Annotated in this window: 15 protein-coding genes; 9 read left to right on the plus strand and 6 right to left on the minus strand. The window is 72.0% G+C overall.

Annotated features, from left to right (window positions below; translation table 11 throughout):
• The first annotated feature begins 107 nt into the window (after positions 1-107).
• The 6 genes from CG747_RS03165 to CG747_RS03190 all read left to right on the plus strand — a co-directional run bounded on the left by CG747_RS03165 (position 108) and on the right by CG747_RS03190 (position 7,656).
• Positions 108-794, plus strand: a complete 687-nt coding sequence (locus CG747_RS03165) for an ABC transporter ATP-binding protein (protein ID WP_100600009.1) — start codon at positions 108-110, stop codon at positions 792-794.
• Entirely contained in the window at positions 791-3,169 is a 2,379-nt protein-coding gene (locus CG747_RS03170; protein ID WP_100600010.1) for an FtsX-like permease family protein, read from the plus strand. The genes CG747_RS03165 and CG747_RS03170 overlap by 4 nt, the downstream gene beginning before the upstream one ends.
• Before the next feature lie 143 nt (positions 3,170-3,312).
• Positions 3,313-3,837: a PadR family transcriptional regulator gene (locus CG747_RS03175; RefSeq protein WP_016570296.1), complete on the plus strand. Its 525-nt coding sequence runs from the start codon at positions 3,313-3,315 to the stop codon at positions 3,835-3,837.
• On the plus strand, positions 3,834-4,520 hold the full coding sequence (locus tag CG747_RS03180) for an ABC transporter ATP-binding protein (RefSeq protein ID WP_100600011.1): 687 nt from the start codon (positions 3,834-3,836) through the stop codon (positions 4,518-4,520). The genes CG747_RS03175 and CG747_RS03180 overlap by 4 nt, the downstream gene beginning before the upstream one ends.
• On the plus strand, positions 4,517-6,934 hold the full coding sequence (locus tag CG747_RS03185) for an FtsX-like permease family protein (protein WP_100600012.1): 2,418 nt from the start codon (positions 4,517-4,519) through the stop codon (positions 6,932-6,934). The genes CG747_RS03180 and CG747_RS03185 overlap by 4 nt, the downstream gene beginning before the upstream one ends.
• A gap of 95 nt (positions 6,935-7,029) precedes the next feature.
• A complete protein-coding gene (locus tag CG747_RS03190; RefSeq protein ID WP_100600013.1) occupies positions 7,030-7,656 on the plus strand; it encodes a Uma2 family endonuclease in 627 nt (208 codons plus the stop codon).
• A gap of 3 nt (positions 7,657-7,659) precedes the next feature.
• Here CG747_RS03190 and CG747_RS03195 read toward each other — a convergent pair whose 3' ends face one another.
• Positions 7,660-8,619: a hydrogen peroxide-inducible genes activator gene (locus CG747_RS03195; RefSeq protein WP_100600014.1), complete on the minus strand. Its 960-nt coding sequence runs from the start codon at positions 8,617-8,619 to the stop codon at positions 7,660-7,662.
• 142 nt (positions 8,620-8,761) lie between these two features.
• Here CG747_RS03195 and CG747_RS03200 point away from each other — a divergent pair, with 142 nt between their 5' ends.
• A complete protein-coding gene (locus CG747_RS03200; protein WP_100600015.1) occupies positions 8,762-9,316 on the plus strand; it encodes a peroxiredoxin in 555 nt (184 codons plus the stop codon).
• Between the two features lie 5 nt (positions 9,317-9,321).
• A complete protein-coding gene (locus CG747_RS03205) occupies positions 9,322-9,855 on the plus strand; it encodes an alkyl hydroperoxide reductase (protein ID WP_100600016.1) in 534 nt (177 codons plus the stop codon).
• Between the two features lie 127 nt (positions 9,856-9,982).
• Here the strand turns inward: CG747_RS03205 and CG747_RS03210 are convergent, their stop codons facing one another.
• From CG747_RS03210 to CG747_RS03225, 4 genes are all read right to left on the minus strand, one after another.
• Complete coding sequence (locus tag CG747_RS03210) at positions 9,983-11,575, minus strand: AI-2E family transporter (RefSeq protein WP_180985358.1); 1,593 nt, start codon at positions 11,573-11,575, stop codon at positions 9,983-9,985.
• A 135-nt stretch (positions 11,576-11,710) separates the two neighbouring features.
• Positions 11,711-12,406, minus strand: a complete 696-nt coding sequence (locus tag CG747_RS03215; RefSeq protein ID WP_100600018.1) for a transglycosylase SLT domain-containing protein — start codon at positions 12,404-12,406, stop codon at positions 11,711-11,713.
• Positions 12,407-12,815: 409 nt separating this feature from the next.
• Positions 12,816-14,153 carry a PhoH family protein gene (locus tag CG747_RS03220; protein WP_100600019.1) on the minus strand — a complete coding sequence of 446 codons (1,338 nt, stop codon included), beginning with the start codon at positions 14,151-14,153 and terminating at the stop codon, positions 12,816-12,818.
• A 605-nt stretch (positions 14,154-14,758) separates the two neighbouring features.
• Positions 14,759-15,538 carry an isoprenyl transferase gene (locus tag CG747_RS03225; protein WP_100600020.1) on the minus strand — a complete coding sequence of 260 codons (780 nt, stop codon included), beginning with the start codon at positions 15,536-15,538 and terminating at the stop codon, positions 14,759-14,761.
• Positions 15,539-15,677: 139 nt separating this feature from the next.
• Here CG747_RS03225 and mgrA point away from each other — a divergent pair, with 139 nt between their 5' ends.
• Positions 15,678-16,712, plus strand: a complete 1,035-nt coding sequence (gene mgrA, locus CG747_RS03230; protein ID WP_100600021.1) for an L-glyceraldehyde 3-phosphate reductase — start codon at positions 15,678-15,680, stop codon at positions 16,710-16,712.
• A gap of 224 nt (positions 16,713-16,936) precedes the next feature.
• Here the strand turns inward: mgrA and CG747_RS03235 are convergent, their stop codons facing one another.
• Complete coding sequence (locus CG747_RS03235; RefSeq protein WP_100600022.1) at positions 16,937-17,674, minus strand: A24 family peptidase; 738 nt, start codon at positions 17,672-17,674, stop codon at positions 16,937-16,939.
• Between the last annotated feature and the right edge of the window lie 11 nt (positions 17,675-17,685).

A 17,685-nucleotide genomic window follows, 5' to 3' on the forward strand; every position in this document is an offset into this window, starting at 1 on the left:
CGTGTGTATACACCTCATGTAGAGTGCTGGGCATGTCCCTGGGTCGGCGCTGCCTTTACCGCGCCCCACCTTCGCCATGCCCCGTCCGCACTCCCGGAGGCCCTCGTATGACCCCGGCCGGTCCCCTGCTCGAAGCCCGCGCGCTGCACAAGGCGTACGGCCCCACGCCCGCGCTCGACGGCGCGGACTTCACCCTCCACGCCGGCGAAGTGGTCGCCGTCATGGGCCCCTCCGGCTCCGGCAAGTCGACGCTGCTGCACTGCCTCGCCGGGATCATCCGCCCCGACTCCGGCACCGTCCGCTACGGAACACACACCCTGACCGAACTGGGCGACGCCCAGCGCAGCGCACTACGCCGCACCGACTTCGGTTTCGTCTTCCAATTCGGCCAACTCGTACCGGAGTTGACCTGCCTGGAAAACGTCGCCCTGCCCCTCCGCCTGAACGGCACCAAACGCAAGGAAGCCGAACGACGGGCCCGCGACTGGCTGGAGCAACTGGAGGTCGACGGCATCGCGACCCGGCAGCCCGGGGAGGTCTCCGGTGGCCAGGGCCAGCGGGTCGCGGTCGCCCGCGCACTGGCCGCCGAGCCCCGGGTGATCTTCGCCGACGAACCCACCGGCGCCCTGGACTCCCTCAACGGCGAGCGGGTGATGGGCCTGCTGACCGACGCCGCCCGGAACACCGACGCCGCGGTGGTGCTGGTCACCCACGAGGTACGGGTCGCCGCGTACGCCGACCGCGAGGTCGTCGTACGGGACGGCATCGCCCGGGAGACGGCGGGCGCGGCATGAGCGGCGGCACCACGACGACCACCGGGGGCGGGCCGCGCGGCTGGGCCCGGGACCTCGGCCTGGGGGTCCGGTTCGCGGTCGGCGGAGGGCGCGAGGGGTGGATCCGCACCCTGCTCACCGCACTGGGCGTGGGACTGGGCGTGGCGCTGCTGCTCGCCGCCTCGTCTCTCCCGGCCATTCAGGCGCACCGGGCGGAGCGCCGGCTGGCCGCGGCGGTGACGTCCAGCGACCGGGCGCTGCCGCCGACGGAGGCGACGCTGGTCGCGGCCGACCTGCGGACGCTCTTCCGAGGCCGGCCCCTCACCGGACTGATGCTGCGGCCGGACGGCCCCAAGGCGCCCACCCCGCCCGGCGTGGACGCCCTGCCGAAACCCGGCGAGATGGTGCTCTCCCCCGCGCTGCGGGAGCTCCTCGCCGACCCGGGGAGCGCACTGCTGCGGGAACGGCTGCCGTACAAGGACGCCGGCACGATCGGGCCGGCCGGCCTGATCGGCCCCGACGACCTGACGTACTACCTCGGCAGCGCCACGCTGACCCCGGACACCGGCGGGCACCGGGTCGCCGGATTCGGCCTGCCCGGCAAGAGCGAGCCGCTGGACCCCGTACTGCTGGCGCTGATCATCGTGGCCTGTGTGGTGCTGCTGATGCCGGTGGCCATCTTCATCGCGACCGCCGTCCGGTTCGGCGGGGAGCGCCGGGACCGCCGGCTGGCCGCGCTGCGGCTGATCGGCGCCGATGCCCGGATGACGCGGCGGACGGCGGCCGGCGAGGCGCTGTTCGGGGCGCTGCTGGGGCTCCTGGTGGGCGCCGCGCTGTTCCTGGCCGGCCGGCAGCTCACCGCCGGGATCACCTTCTGGAACGTCAACGCCTTCCCGTCCGACGTGACCCCGGACCCGTGGCTGGCGGCGCTGATCGTGTGCGCCGTACCGCTCTCCGCCGTCGTGGTCACGCTCCTGGCGCTGCGCCGGGTCAGCATCGAACCGCTGGGCGTCGCGCGCAGCACCAGGGGCCGCCGGCGCCGCCTGTGGTGGCGGCTGCCGTTCCCGCCGGCCGGGCTGGCGCTGGTGTTCGCCAACGGACGGGTCGGCGGCGGCAGTTCCACCGTCAACCCGTACCTCATCGCGGGCGGCGCGACGCTGTTCCTGCTCGGGGTGACCCTGCTGCTGCCGTGGGCGGTGGACGCGGCGGTGGCGCGCTTCCGCGGCGGGCCGGTGCCCTGGCAGCTGGCCGTGCGGCGGCTCCAGCTCAGCGGGGGCACCGCCGCCCGCGCGGTCAGCGGGATCACCGTGGCGGTGGCCGGGGCGATCGCGCTCCAGCTGCTGTTCACCGCGATCCAGAGCGACTTCATGAAGGTCACCGGGCAGGACGCCAAGCGGGCGCAGCTGCAGGTCTCGCTGCCGACGCACGACATCGGCACCATCCGGAAGATGACCGCCGAGTTCCGGCGGACCCCGGGCGTCCGCGGTGTCATCGCCACCATCGAGGCCAGCGCGAACCGGCCCGGCCCGCTCCGCAAGGGCGAGCCGTTCGTCCCGTCCACGTCGGTCACCGTCGGCGACTGCGCCACGCTGGGCGAACTGGCGCGCACCGGTCCGTGCAAGGACGGCGACGTCTTCATCGTCCGGGACCACACCGGCCAGGTCGAGGACTCCTACATCGGCAAGACCGCGCGGCCCGGGGCCACGGTGGACTTCGCCTGGTCCGACCGCGCCGGGCGGACGCCGCCCCGCCCGCGGCTGTGGACCCTCCCGGAGAACGCCCGCACCGTCGAGTCGCGTCCCGACCCCATGGGCGTGTCGTCGTTCGGCATCTTCGCCACTCCGGGCGCGCTGGACGCGAAGCTGCTGGACGACCCGCAGGGCCGCGCCATGATCAAGATCGACCCGCACTTCCCCGACGCCGTCGAGCACGCCCGGAACACCGCGGCCCGGATCGACCCGCTGACCTCCGTGCGCGCCCTGCAGAACGTCGAGCGCGACAACCAGTACACGAGCGTGCGCACCGGCCTGCTGGTCGCCGCGACCGCGACCCTGGTGCTGATCGCCGCCAGCATGCTGGTGACGATGCTGGAGCAGCTGCGCGAGCGCCGCCGGCTGCTGTCCGTCCTGGTCGCCTTCGGCACCCGGCGGGCCACGCTGGCCTGGTCGGTGCTGTGGCAGACCGCCGTCCCGGTGACCCTGGGGCTGGGCCTGGCGGTGGCCGGCGGCATCGGGCTGGGCCTGGCGCTGCTGCGGATGGCCGGGAAGACCGGCTTCGCCTGGTCGGCGGTCTGGCCGCTGACCGCCGCCGGGGGCGCCCTGGTGCTGGTGGTGACGCTGCTCAGCCTGCCGCCGCTGTGGCGGATGATGCGGCCGGACGGGCTGCGCACGGAATGACCGCACACCAAGCGGGCGGTGGCCGGCGGGAAACCGCGGCCACCGCCCCGCACCGCCATCGACCAGGGCGTTCCCCTCTCGCCCGACAGATGTATACAACACGCGTATACACCGGCATTACACCCCCGAGTAAGGTGGTCCGCATGTCAATCGGTCATACGCTGCTGGGCCTCCTGGAGTCCGGCCCCCGCCATGGCTACGACCTCAAGCGGGCCTTCGACGAGCACTTCGGGCAGGACCGCCCGCTCCATTACGGGCAGGTCTACTCCACGATGTCCCGGCTGCTGAAGAACGGCCTGGTCGAAGTGGACGGCGTGGAGGCCGGGGCGGGCCCGGAGCGTAAGCGGTACGCCATCACAGACGCCGGGATCACCGACGTCGCGCAGTGGCTGGCCCGGCCGGAGAAGCCCGAGCCCTACCTCCAGTCCACGCTCTACACCAAGGTCGTACTGGCTCTGCTGACCGACCGGGACGCCGCCGAACTCCTCGACACCCAGCGCGCCGAGCACCTGCGCCTGATGCGCGGCCTGACCGAGCGCAAGCGCACCGGGGACCTCGCCGACCAGCTGATCTGCGACCACGCGCTGTTCCACCTCGAAGCCGACCTGCGCTGGCTGGAGCTGACCGCCGCCCGGCTGGACAAGCTGGCGGAGGCGGTCGGCGGATGACCCCCGAGGGATCCCTGCTCGCCGCGGAGGGTCTGCGCAAGGCGTACGGGCCGACGCCCGCGCTCGACGGCGCGGACTTCTCCGTCCACCCCGGCGAAGTGGTCGCCGTCATGGGCCCCTCCGGCTCCGGCAAGTCGACGCTGCTGCACTGCCTCGCCGGGATCATCCGCCCCGACTCCGGCACCGTCCGCTACGGAACACACACCCTGACCGAACTGGGCGACGCCCAGCGCAGCGCACTGCGCCGCACCGACTTCGGCTTCGTCTTCCAATTCGGCCAACTCGTCCCGGAGTTGACCTGCCTGGAGAACGTCGCCCTGCCCCTCCGCCTGAACGGCACCAAACGCAAGGAAGCCGAACGCCGGGCCCGCGACTGGCTGGAGCAGCTGGAGGTCGAGGGCGTGGACAAGCAGCGCCCCGGTGAGATCTCCGGCGGCCAGGGCCAGCGGGTCGCGGTCGCCCGCGCCCTCGCCACCCAGCCCCGGGTGGTCTTCGCCGACGAACCCACCGGCGCCCTGGACTCCCTCAACGGCGAGCGGGTGATGGGCCTGCTGACCAACGCCGCCCGGAACACCAACGCGGCCGTGGTCCTGGTCACCCACGAGGCCCGGGTCGCCGCCTACTCCGACCGCGAGATCGTCGTCCGGGACGGCCGCGTGAAGGACATGGCGGGCCGAATATGACCATGCTCCGCTCGCAGCCCGAGGGCGAGCGGGACACCGCCGTACCCGCACCGCCGCCCGCGCCCCCGCGCAACGGACCGGTCACCTGGGCCCGCGACCTCGCCATGGGCATGCGGTTCGCGGCCGGCGGCGGCCGGGAAGGGTGGATCCGCACCGCCCTGACGGCCGCCGGGGTCGCCCTCGGCGTGGCGGTCCTGCTGCTCGGCGCCTCCGTACCGACCCTGATGAACGCCTGGCACGGCCGGGAGAAGGCCCGCGAGAACCTCGGCCAGGCGCACCCGCCGCCGCGCAGCGACCGCACCCTCCTCTACGCCACGGTGGACACCACCTTCCGGGGCACCGACATCCGCGGCCGGCTGGTCCGCCCGGACGGCGCGCATCCGCCGGTGCCGCCCGGCGTACGGCAGCTCCCCGGTCCGGGCGAGATGGTGGTCTCGCCGGCCCTGAAGGAGCTGCTGGCCGCCCCCGGCAGCGCACTGCTGCGCGAGCGGCTGAGCAGCTACCGGATCGTCGGCGTGATCGGCGACCAGGGGCTGCAGGGCCCCCGGGAACTCACCTACCTCGCACACACCGCCTCCTTCGGCGAACGCGGCGGCTACCGCATCGACCACTTCGGAAAGAACTGGGACCCACAGCCGCTGAGCACGCCCGCCCTGGTCCTGGTGACCATGACGTGCGTGGCGCTGATGACGCCGGTGATGGTCTTCATCGGCACCTCCGTGCGCTTCGGCAACGAACGCCGGGAACTCCGGCTGGCCGCCCTCCGCCTGGTCGGCGCCGACGTCCGCACCACCCGGCGGATCGCGTCCGGCGAGGCGCTGTTCGGCTCGCTGCTCGGACTGCTGGGCGGCGGGGCGCTGTTCCTGCTCGGCCGCCTGCTGGCCCCCTCCATCACCCTGTGGGACATCAACGTCTTCTCCTCCGACGTCAGCCCCGCCCCTCTCGCCGCACTGCTGATCGCCGTCCTCGTCCCGACCGCCGCGGTCCTGGTCACCCTGGTCGCCCAGCGCGGCATCACCATCGAACCGCTCGGCATCATCCGCAAGCGCACACCGGTCCGCCGCCGGCTGTGGTGGCGCGTCGCGCTGCCGCTCGTCGGCGCGGCCCTGCTGGTCCCGATGGCCCTCCGGCCGCGCCCGACCGACAACCCGCTCGAAGCCGCCCGGCTCGCGGCCGGTTCGACGCTGCTGCTGTTCGGCGTCACGGCGCTGCTGCCGTGGCTGGTCGAGCGGGTCGTCGGCCGGCTGCGCGGCGGGCCGGTCCCGTGGCAGCTGGCGGTCCGCCGGCTCCAGTTGAGCAGCGGCCCGGCGACCCGCGCGGTCAGCGGCATCACCGTCGCGGTGGCCGGCGCCATCGCCATCCACATGCTGATGACCGGCTCGCAGGCCGGTTTCGCCGCCGCGTACGCCAAGTCCGGGCAGGTGCCGCAGGTCAGCCTCTGGGGCTACGCGACCGGCTGGCAGCAGACCGAACGGGCGCTGGGCGCGCTGCGCGCCACCCCCGGGGTCAGCACCGCCCGCGGCCTCGTCAGCGCCAACACCGGCCGGATGCCCGCCCCGGGCCACGACACCAGCCGCGACCTCCCCGGCATCATCGCCATCGGCACCTGCGCCGAGCTGCGCAGGGTGGCCGAGCTGCCGTCCTGCCGGGACGGCGACGCCTTCGTCACCGACGCCCGCGCCTCGCGCGCGCAAAGCGGCATCACCCCCGGTGCCACCATCGACCTCAACCCGGCGCAGGGCTACGGCGAGCCCAGCAACGCCCCCCACCCCTGGCCGGTCCCGCCGTCCGCCCGCGCCGCCCGCCTCCTCCCGGTCGAGGACGGCCACCGCATCTACTACGACCTGCTCCTGACCCCCTCGGTCCTCGACGCGTCCCGGCTCAACAGGCCCGACATGGAGATCGTGGTCCGATTCGACCGCGACACCCCCGACGCCGTCGAGCACATCCGCAACACCGCGGCCCGGATCGACCCGACGATGCACGAGGGCTCGTCCATCGACAACCCGCACGACCGGCAGTACACGAGCGTCCGCAACGCGCTCTTCATCGGCGCGGTGATCACCCTGCTGCTGATCGGCGCGGGCCTGATCATCTCCACCGTCGAGCAGCTCTACGAACGCCGCCGGCTGCTCTCCACCCTCGACGCGTACGGCACCCGCCGCGCCACCCTCGGCTGGTCCGTCCTGTGGCAGACCGCCCTGCCGGTCGCGCTGGGTCTGGGCCTGGCCCTGGCCTGCGGCCTGACCCTGGGCTCGCTGCTGCTCGCCGTCATCGGCAGCGGGGTGGTGGTCGACTGGCCGGTGGTCGCCGGCATGGTCGCCATCGGCGGCGCCGTGATCCTCTTCGTCACCGCCCTGAGCCTGCCGCCCCTGTGGCGCATGATGCGCCCGGACGGCCTGCGGACGGAGTAGGCGTCACCGAACGGGTGAACGCTTGTCGTACGAGACGCGTGCGAGCGCCTCTGCCTACGATGATGACCTCGACACCAGCCCATGGGAGGCACGCAATGTCCGCAGCAGCTGTCGAGCGTCCGCACGGGCCTGCCCACGAGCCGCCGATGCTCCTTGCGCAGGCCGACCGGCTCATGGAGCAGCTTCCGGGCTACCGCGTCGAGATTCTCGGAGGCGACCTCACCGTGACCCCACCCTCAGACTTCGGCCATGCGAAGGGGCTGTCCAGCCTCCGCGACACCTTTGCCTCGGCGGGATTGAACCGCGGCGAGACGCTGGTCCTTGAAGCCGTCGGGCTGTGGCTGCCGGACGGCCCGGAGAACTTCGCCATCCCCGACCTGGCCGTAGTGGACGCCGATGCCGAGGAACACGTCGCCGAGTACGAGTGCGTCGACCCCGCCGCTTTCCGGATGGTTCTAGAGATCACGTCCGGGAACTACGCCAACGACCTGCGCACCAAGGTGGCCGCCTACGGCGCGGCGAAGGTACCCGTGTATGTGATCGTCGACCGCAAGCACGAGCGCCTCCACGTCCTCACCGAGCCCATCGAGGACGGCTACGCCATGCACCACATCCATGTCCCCGGGGCGAAGGTCACCCTCCCGGAGTCGATCGGCGCTGAGGTCACTCTGGATGTCACGCGGGTTCTGGACGATTCCCGGCGCATCACCCCTCGCCGCTGACCCTCACGCCCGCGCGATCCGCACCGGCAGCCCCCGCAGCGCCCCCCGCAGGGCCGCCGCGAACTCCTCGAACTCGGGCTGCCGGGCCGAGCCGGCGCGCATCGCCAGCGCGATCCGCCGGGACGGGGCCGGGTCGGCGAAGTAGCCCGTGGCCAGCTGGTCGTTGCGCGCCGTCTCCACCCGCAGTGCGGTACGCGGCAGCAGCGTCACGCCCAGTCCGCCGGCGACCAGTTGGACGAGCGTGGAGAGTCCCGCCGCGCTGGTCGTGACCGGTGTGTTCTCGTCCCGGCCCGCCTCCCGGCAGATGTCCAGGGCCTGGTCCCGCAGGCAGTGGCCTTCGTCCAGGAGCAGCAGGTCGAGCTCCTTCAGGGCCGCGCGGGGGATGTCGCCGCGGCCGCCGAGCCAGTGCTCCTTCGGGGCGACCAGCACGAAGTCCTCGTCGAACAGCGGGATTTCGGTGACCTGCGGGGCGCCCAGCGGCACCGCGAGCAGCAGCAGGTCCAGCCGGCCGTGCGCCAGACCGTCCAGCAGGGAGGCGGTCTGCTCCTCGTGGACCTGGAGGTCCAGTTCCGGGTAGGTGTCGTGGACCAGGCGCAGCACGGCGGGCAGCAGATACGGGGCGACGGTCGGGATGACACCGAGGCGGAGCACGCCGGTGAACGGCGCGCGGGCCGCCTCCGCCTCCTCCATCAGCGCGCCGACCGCGTCCAGCACCGCACGGGCGCGGGCCGCCACCCGCTCCCCCGCCGGCGAGAGCAGCACCTTGCGGGTCGTACGCTCCAGCAGCTGCACACCGAGGGTTTCCTCCAGCGCGGAGACCGCGCCGGAGAGCGCGGGCTGGCTCATGCCGATCTCGGCCGCCGCCTCGCGGAAGTGCAGGTGCTCGGCGACCGCGGCGAACGCCCGCAGCTGGGCCAGGCTGGGCTGGCGGGGCCGCCCGCCGGGGCTCACAGGGGAAGCCACTGATAACCACCTCCGATCAACAGCCACAAGTCTAGCTATTTCCCTGATCAATGCCTCCTGTGGCACCGTGTCACCCGTCCAAGCCTCAAGGAAAGACCCGAAAGGCCCCCACAAAGGGACTTTCTTGCAACAAGGAGAGCGCGTGCTCACTGTCGGTGACAAGTTCCCCGAGTTCGACCTGACCGCCTGTGTCTCGCTGGAGAAGGGCAAGGAGTTCGAGCAGATCAACCACAAGACCTACGAAGGCAAGTGGAAGATCGTCTTCGCCTGGCCCAAGGACTTCACCTTCGTGTGCCCGACCGAGATCGCCGCGTTCGGCAAGCTGAACGAGGAGTTCGCCGACCGCGACGCCCAGGTCCTCGGCTTCTCCGGCGACTCCGAGTTCGTGCACCACGCCTGGCGCAAGGACCACCCGGACCTGACCGACCTGCCCTTCCCGATGCTCGCGGACTCCAAGCACGAGCTCATGCGCGACCTGGGCATCGAGGGCGAGGACGGCTTCGCGCAGCGCGCCGTCTTCATCGTCGACCAGAACAACGAGATCCAGTTCACCATGGTGACCGCCGGCTCCGTCGGCCGTAACCCCAAGGAGGTCCTGCGGGTCCTGGACGCCCTGCAGACCGACGAGCTGTGCCCCTGCAACTGGAGCAAGGGCGAGAACACCCTGGACCCGGTCGCCCTGCTGGCCGGTGAGTGACACCCATGGCTCTCGATGACCTCAAGTCCGCGGTTCCGGACTACGCCAAGGACCTGAAGCTGAACCTCGGTTCGGTGATCGGCAACAGCGACCTGCCGCAGCAGCAGCTGTGGGGCACGGTGCTCGCCTGCGCCATCGCCTCGCGCTCCCCCAAGGTGCTGCGCGAGCTGGAGCCCGAGGCCAAGGCCAACCTCTCCCCCGAGGCGTACACCGCCGCCAAGTCGGCCGCCGCCATCATGGCGATGAACAACGTCTTCTACCGGACGCGCCACCTGCTCTCCGACCCGGAGTACGGCACCCTGCGCGCCGGTCTGCGGATGAACGTCATCGGCAACCCGGGCGTGGACAAGGTCGACTTCGAGCTGTGGTCGCTCGCGGTCTCCGCCATCAACGGCTGCGGCATGTGCCTGGACTCGCACGAGCAGGTCCTGCGCAAGGCCGGTGTCGAGCGCGAGACGATCCAGGAGGCCGTGAAGATCGCGTCCGTCCTGCAGGCCGTCGGCGCCACCCTCGACGCCGAGGCCGCCCTCGCCGAGTAAGGCCGGGCACGGCGGGCAGCGTTCGCCCCCGCACCACGCAACGCGGAACCCCCGCGGACCTCGTGTCCGCGGGGGTTCGGTGCGTTGGCGGGCGGCTCCGGCGGACACCCACCGGAGCCGCCGGCCGTCATTCCTCCGCCGGGGGCTCGCCGCGCCGCGGCGGCCGGGTCGGTGCCACCGCGAGCGCGGTCGCGCCGCGCGGCGGCACCGTCATCCGCAGCGCCTGCTCCCGGGAGTACGAGCGGAGGTAGCCGACGACGGTGTTGGTGACGGCCACCAGCGGGACCGCCACCACCGCACCGCCGATACCGGCGGTCAGGCTGCCCGCGGCGACCGAGAGGATCACCGCCAGCGGATGCACCCGGACCGCCCGGCCCAGGATGAACGGCTGGAGCACATGGCTCTCGATCTGGTTCACCGCCAGCACCACCGCCAGCACCAGCAGCGCCGTGAAGACGCCCTGGGTGACCAGCGCGACCACGCACGCCAGCGCGCCCGAGACCACCGCGCCGATCAGCGGGACGAAGGCGAACAGGAAGATGAAGACGGCGAGCGGGACGGCCAGCGGCACATCGAGGAAGTAGAGCCCGGTGCCGATGAAGAACGCGTCGATCAGGGCCACCAGGACCGTTCCGCGGATGTAGGCGGTCAGCGTCCGCCAGGCGCGCGGGCCGGCGCCCGCCACCCCTTCGCGGGCCGGGCCCGGGACGAGCTTGAGCATCCACTCCCAGATCCGCCGGCCGTCGTAGAGCAGGAACAGCGTGGTGAACATCGCCAGCAGGATGCCGGTGAACATCTCCAGGACGACCGTGACGCCCTCCAGCCCGGCCGAGGTGATCGCCTCGGTGTTGGCGCCGACCGCGTCCTGGAGGTTCTTGGCGATGTGGTTGATCTGGCTCTCGGTCACGTGGAACGGACTCTTGAGCAGCCAGCCCTTCAGCTCGGTGATGCCCTCCTGGATGCGGCTGGACACCGAGTCGATGTTGTCCTGAACCTGCCACACGACGAACCAGCCGACCAGGCCCATCACCACGAAGCCGCCGATGAAGGTCAGCGCGGTGGCCGGCCCGCGCGGCACGTTGCGCTGGCGCAGCCACGCCACCGTGGGCTGGAGCAGCGCCGTGATCAGCAGCGCCGCGACGAAGGCCAGCACCACCAGCGAGATCGTGGTGATCACCTTCGCCAGCACCCACAACGTTCCGGCCAGCACCAGCAGCCGCCAGCCGGCCTCGGCCGCGACCCGGACTCCCCAGGGCACCGCCGCCACCGGATCCGGCGGGGCCGCGACGGCCGGTGCGTAGGTCGGCGGGGCGGGCACCGAATCGGGCGGCCGAACGGCGGCCGGGGCCGACTCCTCCGGCAGCTCGGGCTCAAGGGGAGCCGGGGGCCGCTCCGCCGACGCCTCCGGCCGGCGCCGCGGCGCCGCCTTCGGGGTGTCGGCGGCGTCCACGATCGCCGCGGCGTCCGCGGCGGCCATGGCGTCCGGCCCCCAGGTGGCCGTCGCGGCGCGGCCGCCCGGCACGCTCTCCGCCGGCGCCCCGTTCACCGGGACCCGCAGGCCGTACCCGTCCAGGCCGGACGCGCGCCCGGCACGCCCCGGCCCTTCCGGGTCACCCGCCTCCGCGGCGGCCTCCGCGCGGCGGCGCTGTTCCTCCAGCCGCTGCGAGAGCCGGGTCAGACCGGCGCCGAGGCCGCCGACCCACTGAGGCAATCTGGACATTCTGCTTCCTCTTCCCCGCCCTTACCGCCATCTGACGCCCCGACGTTACCCGTGCCGGATGCACGAAACCCCCGAACGCGACGCGTTCGGGGGTTTCGGAGCACGGTGGCGCGGCCGCCGGGGCCGCGCAACGGCCTAGTACCAGCTGTTCGCCTGCCAGAACGACCAGGCACCGCAGGGGCTGCCGTACCGGCTGTTCATGTAGTTCAGGCCCCACTTGATCTGGGTGGCCGGGTTGGTCTGCCAGTCGGAGCCCGCGGAGGACATCTTGGAGCCGGGCAGCGCCTGCACGAGACCGTAGGCGCCCGAGGAGGCGTTGGTCGCCTGGTAGTTCCAGGTGGACTCGTGGTTCACGATGTTGCTGAAGCACTGGAACTGGCCGGACGGGACCATCTGGCGGGCGATCGCCTGCGTCTCGGCAACCGTGTAGGAAGCCTTGGCGACGAAGTCGCTGGCGTCGCGGACGGCCGAGCGGGAGGCGGCCAGCGCCTTCTCGCGGTCCTTGGCGTCCTTCTCTGCCTTCGCCTTGTCGGCCGCGTCCTTCTTGCTCTGCGCGGTGTCCGCGGCTGCCTTACGGGCCGACTCCTGCGCGGACTTCAGCGCAGCCGTGTCCGCCTGAGTGGACGCCGTGTCCGCCTGCTGTGTCAGCGAGGCGGTCTGCACCTGGGCCTGCTGGCCCGCGGGGATGTCAGCAATCGTCGCGTCGGCCGCGGTGGCCTCGGTGTTGCCCACCGCTGCCTGGCTGCCCGATGCGACGCCGACGACGGCGCCGACGGTGGTGACCGCGGTGGCGGAGGCCACTGCGAATCCCCGGACCGAGATCCGGCTCACACGCTTTCCTTCCAGCATCGCCCGCTTAGGTGACCTCGCGGACGCAATCGTGCCCCTGGCGCTGGCCTCCCCTTGTTCCGGCACCTGTTGAGCGGTGGGCACCGGCTGGTCACGGGAGGCACGGGCCCGGTACGTCCCCCTCGGGGGTCCGCGTGGTGCTCGGGCGGCATACGGCAACTCGCTATGAAGTTCGGTTCGTCCATACACCCCGGAGGGTGCGTCTGGGCCGTATGCGGGGCCTGACAGGACCCAGACTCTGCCCGAACGGGCTACAGGTAAGCAATTCTCTGCCGGGTGTGAAAGCTCACACCTCGTTTACCCCCCAGATTTTCCGGATATTCGAGCGCATGCCAGCGCCGCCCGGCTAAGCTCCTGCGCTTCTCCGGGCGGCGCGTCGTTTCACAACCGGTCAGATCCGGCCGTCCTCCAGCATTTCGGTCACCAGCGCGGCGATCGGCGACCGCTCCGAGCGGTTCAGCGTGACGTGCGCGAAGAGCGGATGCCCCTTCAGTTTCTCGACGACGGCGACCACTCCGTCGTACCGGCCGACCCTGAGGTTGTCGCGCTGGGCGACGTCATGGGTCAGTACGACCCGGGAATTGGCCCCGATCCGGGACAGAACGGTCAACAGGACGTTCCGTTCCAGCGACTGGGCCTCGTCCACGATCACGAACGCGTCGTGCAGCGACCGGCCGCGGATGTGGGTCAGCGGCAGCACCTCCAGCATCCCGCGGGCGACCACCTCCTCGATGACGTCCTTGGTGGTCACCGCGGACAGCGTGTCGAAGACGGCCTGCGCCCAGGGGCTCATCTTCTCCGCCTCGGTGCCCGGCAGATAGCCCAGTTCCTGGCCGCCGACCGCGTACAGCGGCCGGAACACCATCACCTTGCTGTGCTGGCGGCGCTCCAGCACCGCCTCCAGCCCGGCGCACAGGGCCAGCGCCGACTTGCCGGTGCCGGCCCGGCCGCCCAGCGACACGATGCCGACCTCGGGGTCGAGCAGCAGGTCCAGCGCGATCCGCTGCTCGGCGCTGCGGCCGTGGATCCCGAACGCCTCCCGGTCGCCGCGCACCAGCCGGACCGCACCCTCCGGGGTGACCCGGCCGAGGGCCTTGCCGCGCTCGGACTGGAGGACCAGCCCGGTGTGCACCGGGAGTTCCTCCGCGTCCGGGACGTGCGCGGTCTCGGCGGCGAAGAGGTCGTCCACCTGCTCGGCGGAGAGGGCGAGTTCGGCCATCCCCGTCCAACCCGAGTCGGTGATCGCCAGCTCGGCGCGGTACTCCTCGGCCAGCAGCCCCACCGAGGACGCCTTGATGCGCATCGGCAGGTCCTTGGAGACGACGGTGACGTCGAACCCCTCGGCCTGGAGGTTGCGGGCGACCGCGAGGATCCGCGAGTCGTTGTCTCCCAGGCGGTTGTGGCCGTTGAGGAAGGCGGCCGGCAGGAGTCCGGGGTCGGAGTGGTTGAGTTCGACCCGGAGCGTCCCGCCGAGCTCCCCGATGGGGATGGGGGCGTCCAGTCGCCCGTACTGCACCCGGTACTCGTCCAGTCGGCGCAGCGCCTGCCGCGCGAAGTACCCGAGTTCGGGATGGTGCCGCTTGCCTTCCAACTCGGTGACCACGACGACCGGCAGTACCACCTCGTGTTCGTCGAAGCGGGACATGGCGGCCGGATCCGCCAGCAGGACGCTGGTGTCGAGGACATAGGTGCGCCGGTCGCTCTCACGGCGTTTCTTGCTGTTCACCACGGGTGGACGAACCCCCTCGGATGAGGTCGGGGTGCGACGACGTCGCCGGGGACAGGACCGGGTTCTGACCGCGCTGCGCGGGCCGAACGCCGGCCCTCCGCGTCGTCCGTGCTCGATGCACGAGCGTCCGTGATGCGCAAAGGGCCTCCCGGGCGGACGGCCCCATGCCGTCCGCTGAGATCCGGTGCCCACTGGCTTGTTTGTTCCGGGCACCGACCTGCCAGGGATATTCCCTTCAACCCCCGCGCCCATGCCACGGCATATGACACACGCTCGATGAACCTTTGGTTACAGGTGCCCGCTGACCGGCGGAAAGAAGGGCGAAGCACCCACGGGCGCAGGTGGGGCGCCCGGAAGCGCCCCTGGCGGAGGGGCGCCGGAGAGGGCGTCAGAAGAAGCAACGTCAGTCCGCGGAGGGGGCGCGCCGCAGGGCGCGAACCCCGGTGGCGCCCGGGTCCACCCGACGCGCCGTGACCGGAATGCACGCCCGAAAGATGGCCGAATCCATCCCGGTCACATGGCCGAAACCCGCCCTGCCGGAGGGTCGGAACACCCGCCGAACCGCCCGCGGGCGGCCCGCAGGGCCTAGGGCGTGTCCGCAGGCCCTAGCCGCCGAAGCGCCGGTGCCGGGCCGCGTAGTCGCGCAGCGCCCGCAGGAAGTCGACCTTCCGGAACGCCGGCCAGAAGACCTCGCAGAAGTAGTACTCCGAATGCGCGCTCTGCCAGAGCATGAAGCCCGACAGCCGCTGCTCGCCGCTGGTGCGGATCACCAGGTCCGGGTCCGGCTGGCCGCGGGTGTAGAGGTGCTCCGAGATCAGGTCGATGTCGACGACCTCGGCCAGCTCCTCGAAGGTCGTGCCGCGCTCGGCGTGCTCCAGCAGCAGCGAGCGCACCGCGTCCGCGATCTCCTGGCGGCCGCCGTAGCCGACCGCGACGTTCACCAGGACGCCCTTGTTGTCGAGGGTGTCCTGCTCGGCCTGCTTGAGCACCTGCTGGGTCTGGTCGGGCAGCAGGTCGCGGTTGCCGACGTGGTGGACCCGCCAGCGGCCGTCCGCGGCCAGATTGCGCACGGTGTTCTCGATGATCCCCAGCAGCGGGGTCAGCTCGGACTCCGGCCGGTCGAGGTTGTCGGTCGACAGCAGCCAGAGTGTGACGACCTCCACATCCGTCTCCGCGCACCAGCCCAGCAGCTCGTCGATCTTGGCCGCACCCGCCAGGTGGCCCTGCTCGGTGGACAGCCCGTCGGCCCGCGCCCAGCGCCGGTTGCCGTCCAGGATGACGCCGATGTGCTTGGGCACCTGGGTGTGGTCCAGACGGCCCTCCACCCTGCGGGCGTACAGCCGGTAGACAAGATCGCGCAGTGCAGGCGGATACGGGATGCGCATCCCGGAAGATCGCAGCATGTGTGGTCCAGCCCCTCCGTACCGATGGCCATCGCCCCGTCGCCTAAGGGGCCAACTTTACTTCTCGGCTGTCTCAACAGCCCAATCAGGTATGTCACAAGTCCGTGATAGGGAGAGGACCATGACCACTGGCACTGACTACCGCGCCGCGGATTCACGCTATGACTCCATGGAGTACCGGCGCACCGGCCGCAGCGGCCTCAAACTCCCCGCTATCTCCCTGGGACTCTGGCACAACTTCGGGGACGATCGCACCCTCGGCTCCCAGCGGGCGATTCTTCGCCGCGCCTTCGACCTGGGGATCACCCACTTCGACCTGGCCAACAACTACGGTCCGCCGCCCGGGTCCGCCGAGCTGAACTTCGGAAAGATCTTCGCTGAGGACTTCCGCGGCTACCGCGACGAGCTCATTCTCTCGACAAAAGCCGGATATCTGATGCACCCCGGCCCTTACGGCGAATGGGGCTCCCGGAAATACCTGCTCTCCTCGCTGGATGCCTCGCTGAAGCGGATGGGTGTCGATTACGTCGATATCTTCTACTCGCACCGCTTCGATCCGGACACCCCGCTGGAGGAGACGATGGGCGCGCTGGCGTCCGCCGTCCAGCAGGGCAAGGCCCTGTACGTCGGGGTCTCCTCCTACAACGCGGAGCAGACCCGCGAGGCGGTCCGCATCCTGCGCGAGATGGGCGTGCGCCCGCTGATTCACCAGCCCTCGTACTCGATGATCAACCGCTGGACCGAGGACGACGGCCTGCTGGACGCGCTGGACGAGGCCGGTATGGGCTGCATCGCCTTCGCGCCGCTGGCCCAGGGCATGCTCACCGACAAGTACCTCGACGGCGTCCCCGAGGGCTCGCGCGCCGCGCAGGGCAAGTCCCTGGACCCGGGTCTGCTCACCGGCGAGGTCGTCCGCCGCCTCCGCGGGCTCAACGAGATCGCGGCCCGCCGCGGCCAGTCGCTGGCCCAGCTCGCCCTGAACTGGGTCCTGCGGGACACCCGCATGACCTCCGCCCTGATCGGCGCCAGCAGCGTCGCCCAGCTGGAGGCCAATGTCGCGGCCCTGGGCGCCCCCGCGATCACCGAGGCGGAACTGGCCGAGATCGACGAGTTCGCCCGGACCACGGAGGGCGTCAACATCTGGGCTCGCCGCTGAGCCGAGGCGCATCCCATGTGCCGGCATGCGGGGGGAACCAGCCGGGCCGGCGGGATTCGGGGACACCCCCGACGGGGCGGGATCGCGCCGCGCAACGAAAAGCGGGCCGGTCCGTGGGGGGGGTACGGACCGGCCCGAGGGGGGGCTTCCACCATAACCCCGGGGGAGGGGTGCTCCGTGCATCGCGGGGTGACCGGCGTGGCTCGGGCCCCTGAACGGCGGTATCAGCGGGCCGCGGCGGCGCCCAGCAGCAGGCCGCAGAAGGCTCCGACGATCATGAACGGGCCCAGCGGCACGGTCTCCTTGCGGCCCGTGCGGCCCGTCACCAGGAGGAACGCCGCGTAGAGCGCGCCGAGCAGGATCCCCGCCGCGCCCCCGGTGACCAGCGTGGACCAGCCGTACCACCCAAGGGCGACCCCCAGCCCGAGGGCCAGCTTGACGTCGCCGAGGCCGAGGCCGGCGGGGTTGAGGAGGAAGAGCAGCAGGTAGCACGCGGCCAGCGCCAGCCCGCCGAGGAGGGCGCGCAGTGCGGTGCCCGGCTCGCCGGTGAGCCGGCCGACGGCGCCGAGGGCGGCGGCCGCGGCCCCGGCCAGTGGCAGCGTCAGGACGTCGGGGAGGCGCTGCACCCGCCGGTCGATGAGCGTCAGGAGTACCGCGAGCGGCGCCATCAGCAGCCAGACCGCGAGTTCCGGGCGGGCGCCCGTGGCCGCGGCCAGCGCCGCGCAGACCAGTGCGGTGGCCGTCGCGGTCGGCGGCGTGGCCGGCCCGTACGGCGCCCGGCAGTCCGGGCAGCGGCCACGGCCCAGCCAGCCCGACGCCGGTCCGGTGAGCGGATGGCCGTCGGGGCAGTGCGCGCGCCAGTCCTCCTCGGGTGGCACGGAGAACCGGTGCGCGGGCCGCGGTACGAGGAGGCCGGCGGCCGCTCCGTAGGCGGCGGCGAGGGCGATCAGCGTGACGGACACGGGTCGACCCT

Source organism: Streptomyces sp. CB02959 (genome assembly GCF_002803155.1).
Taxonomy (GTDB): domain Bacteria; phylum Actinomycetota; class Actinomycetes; order Streptomycetales; family Streptomycetaceae; genus Streptomyces.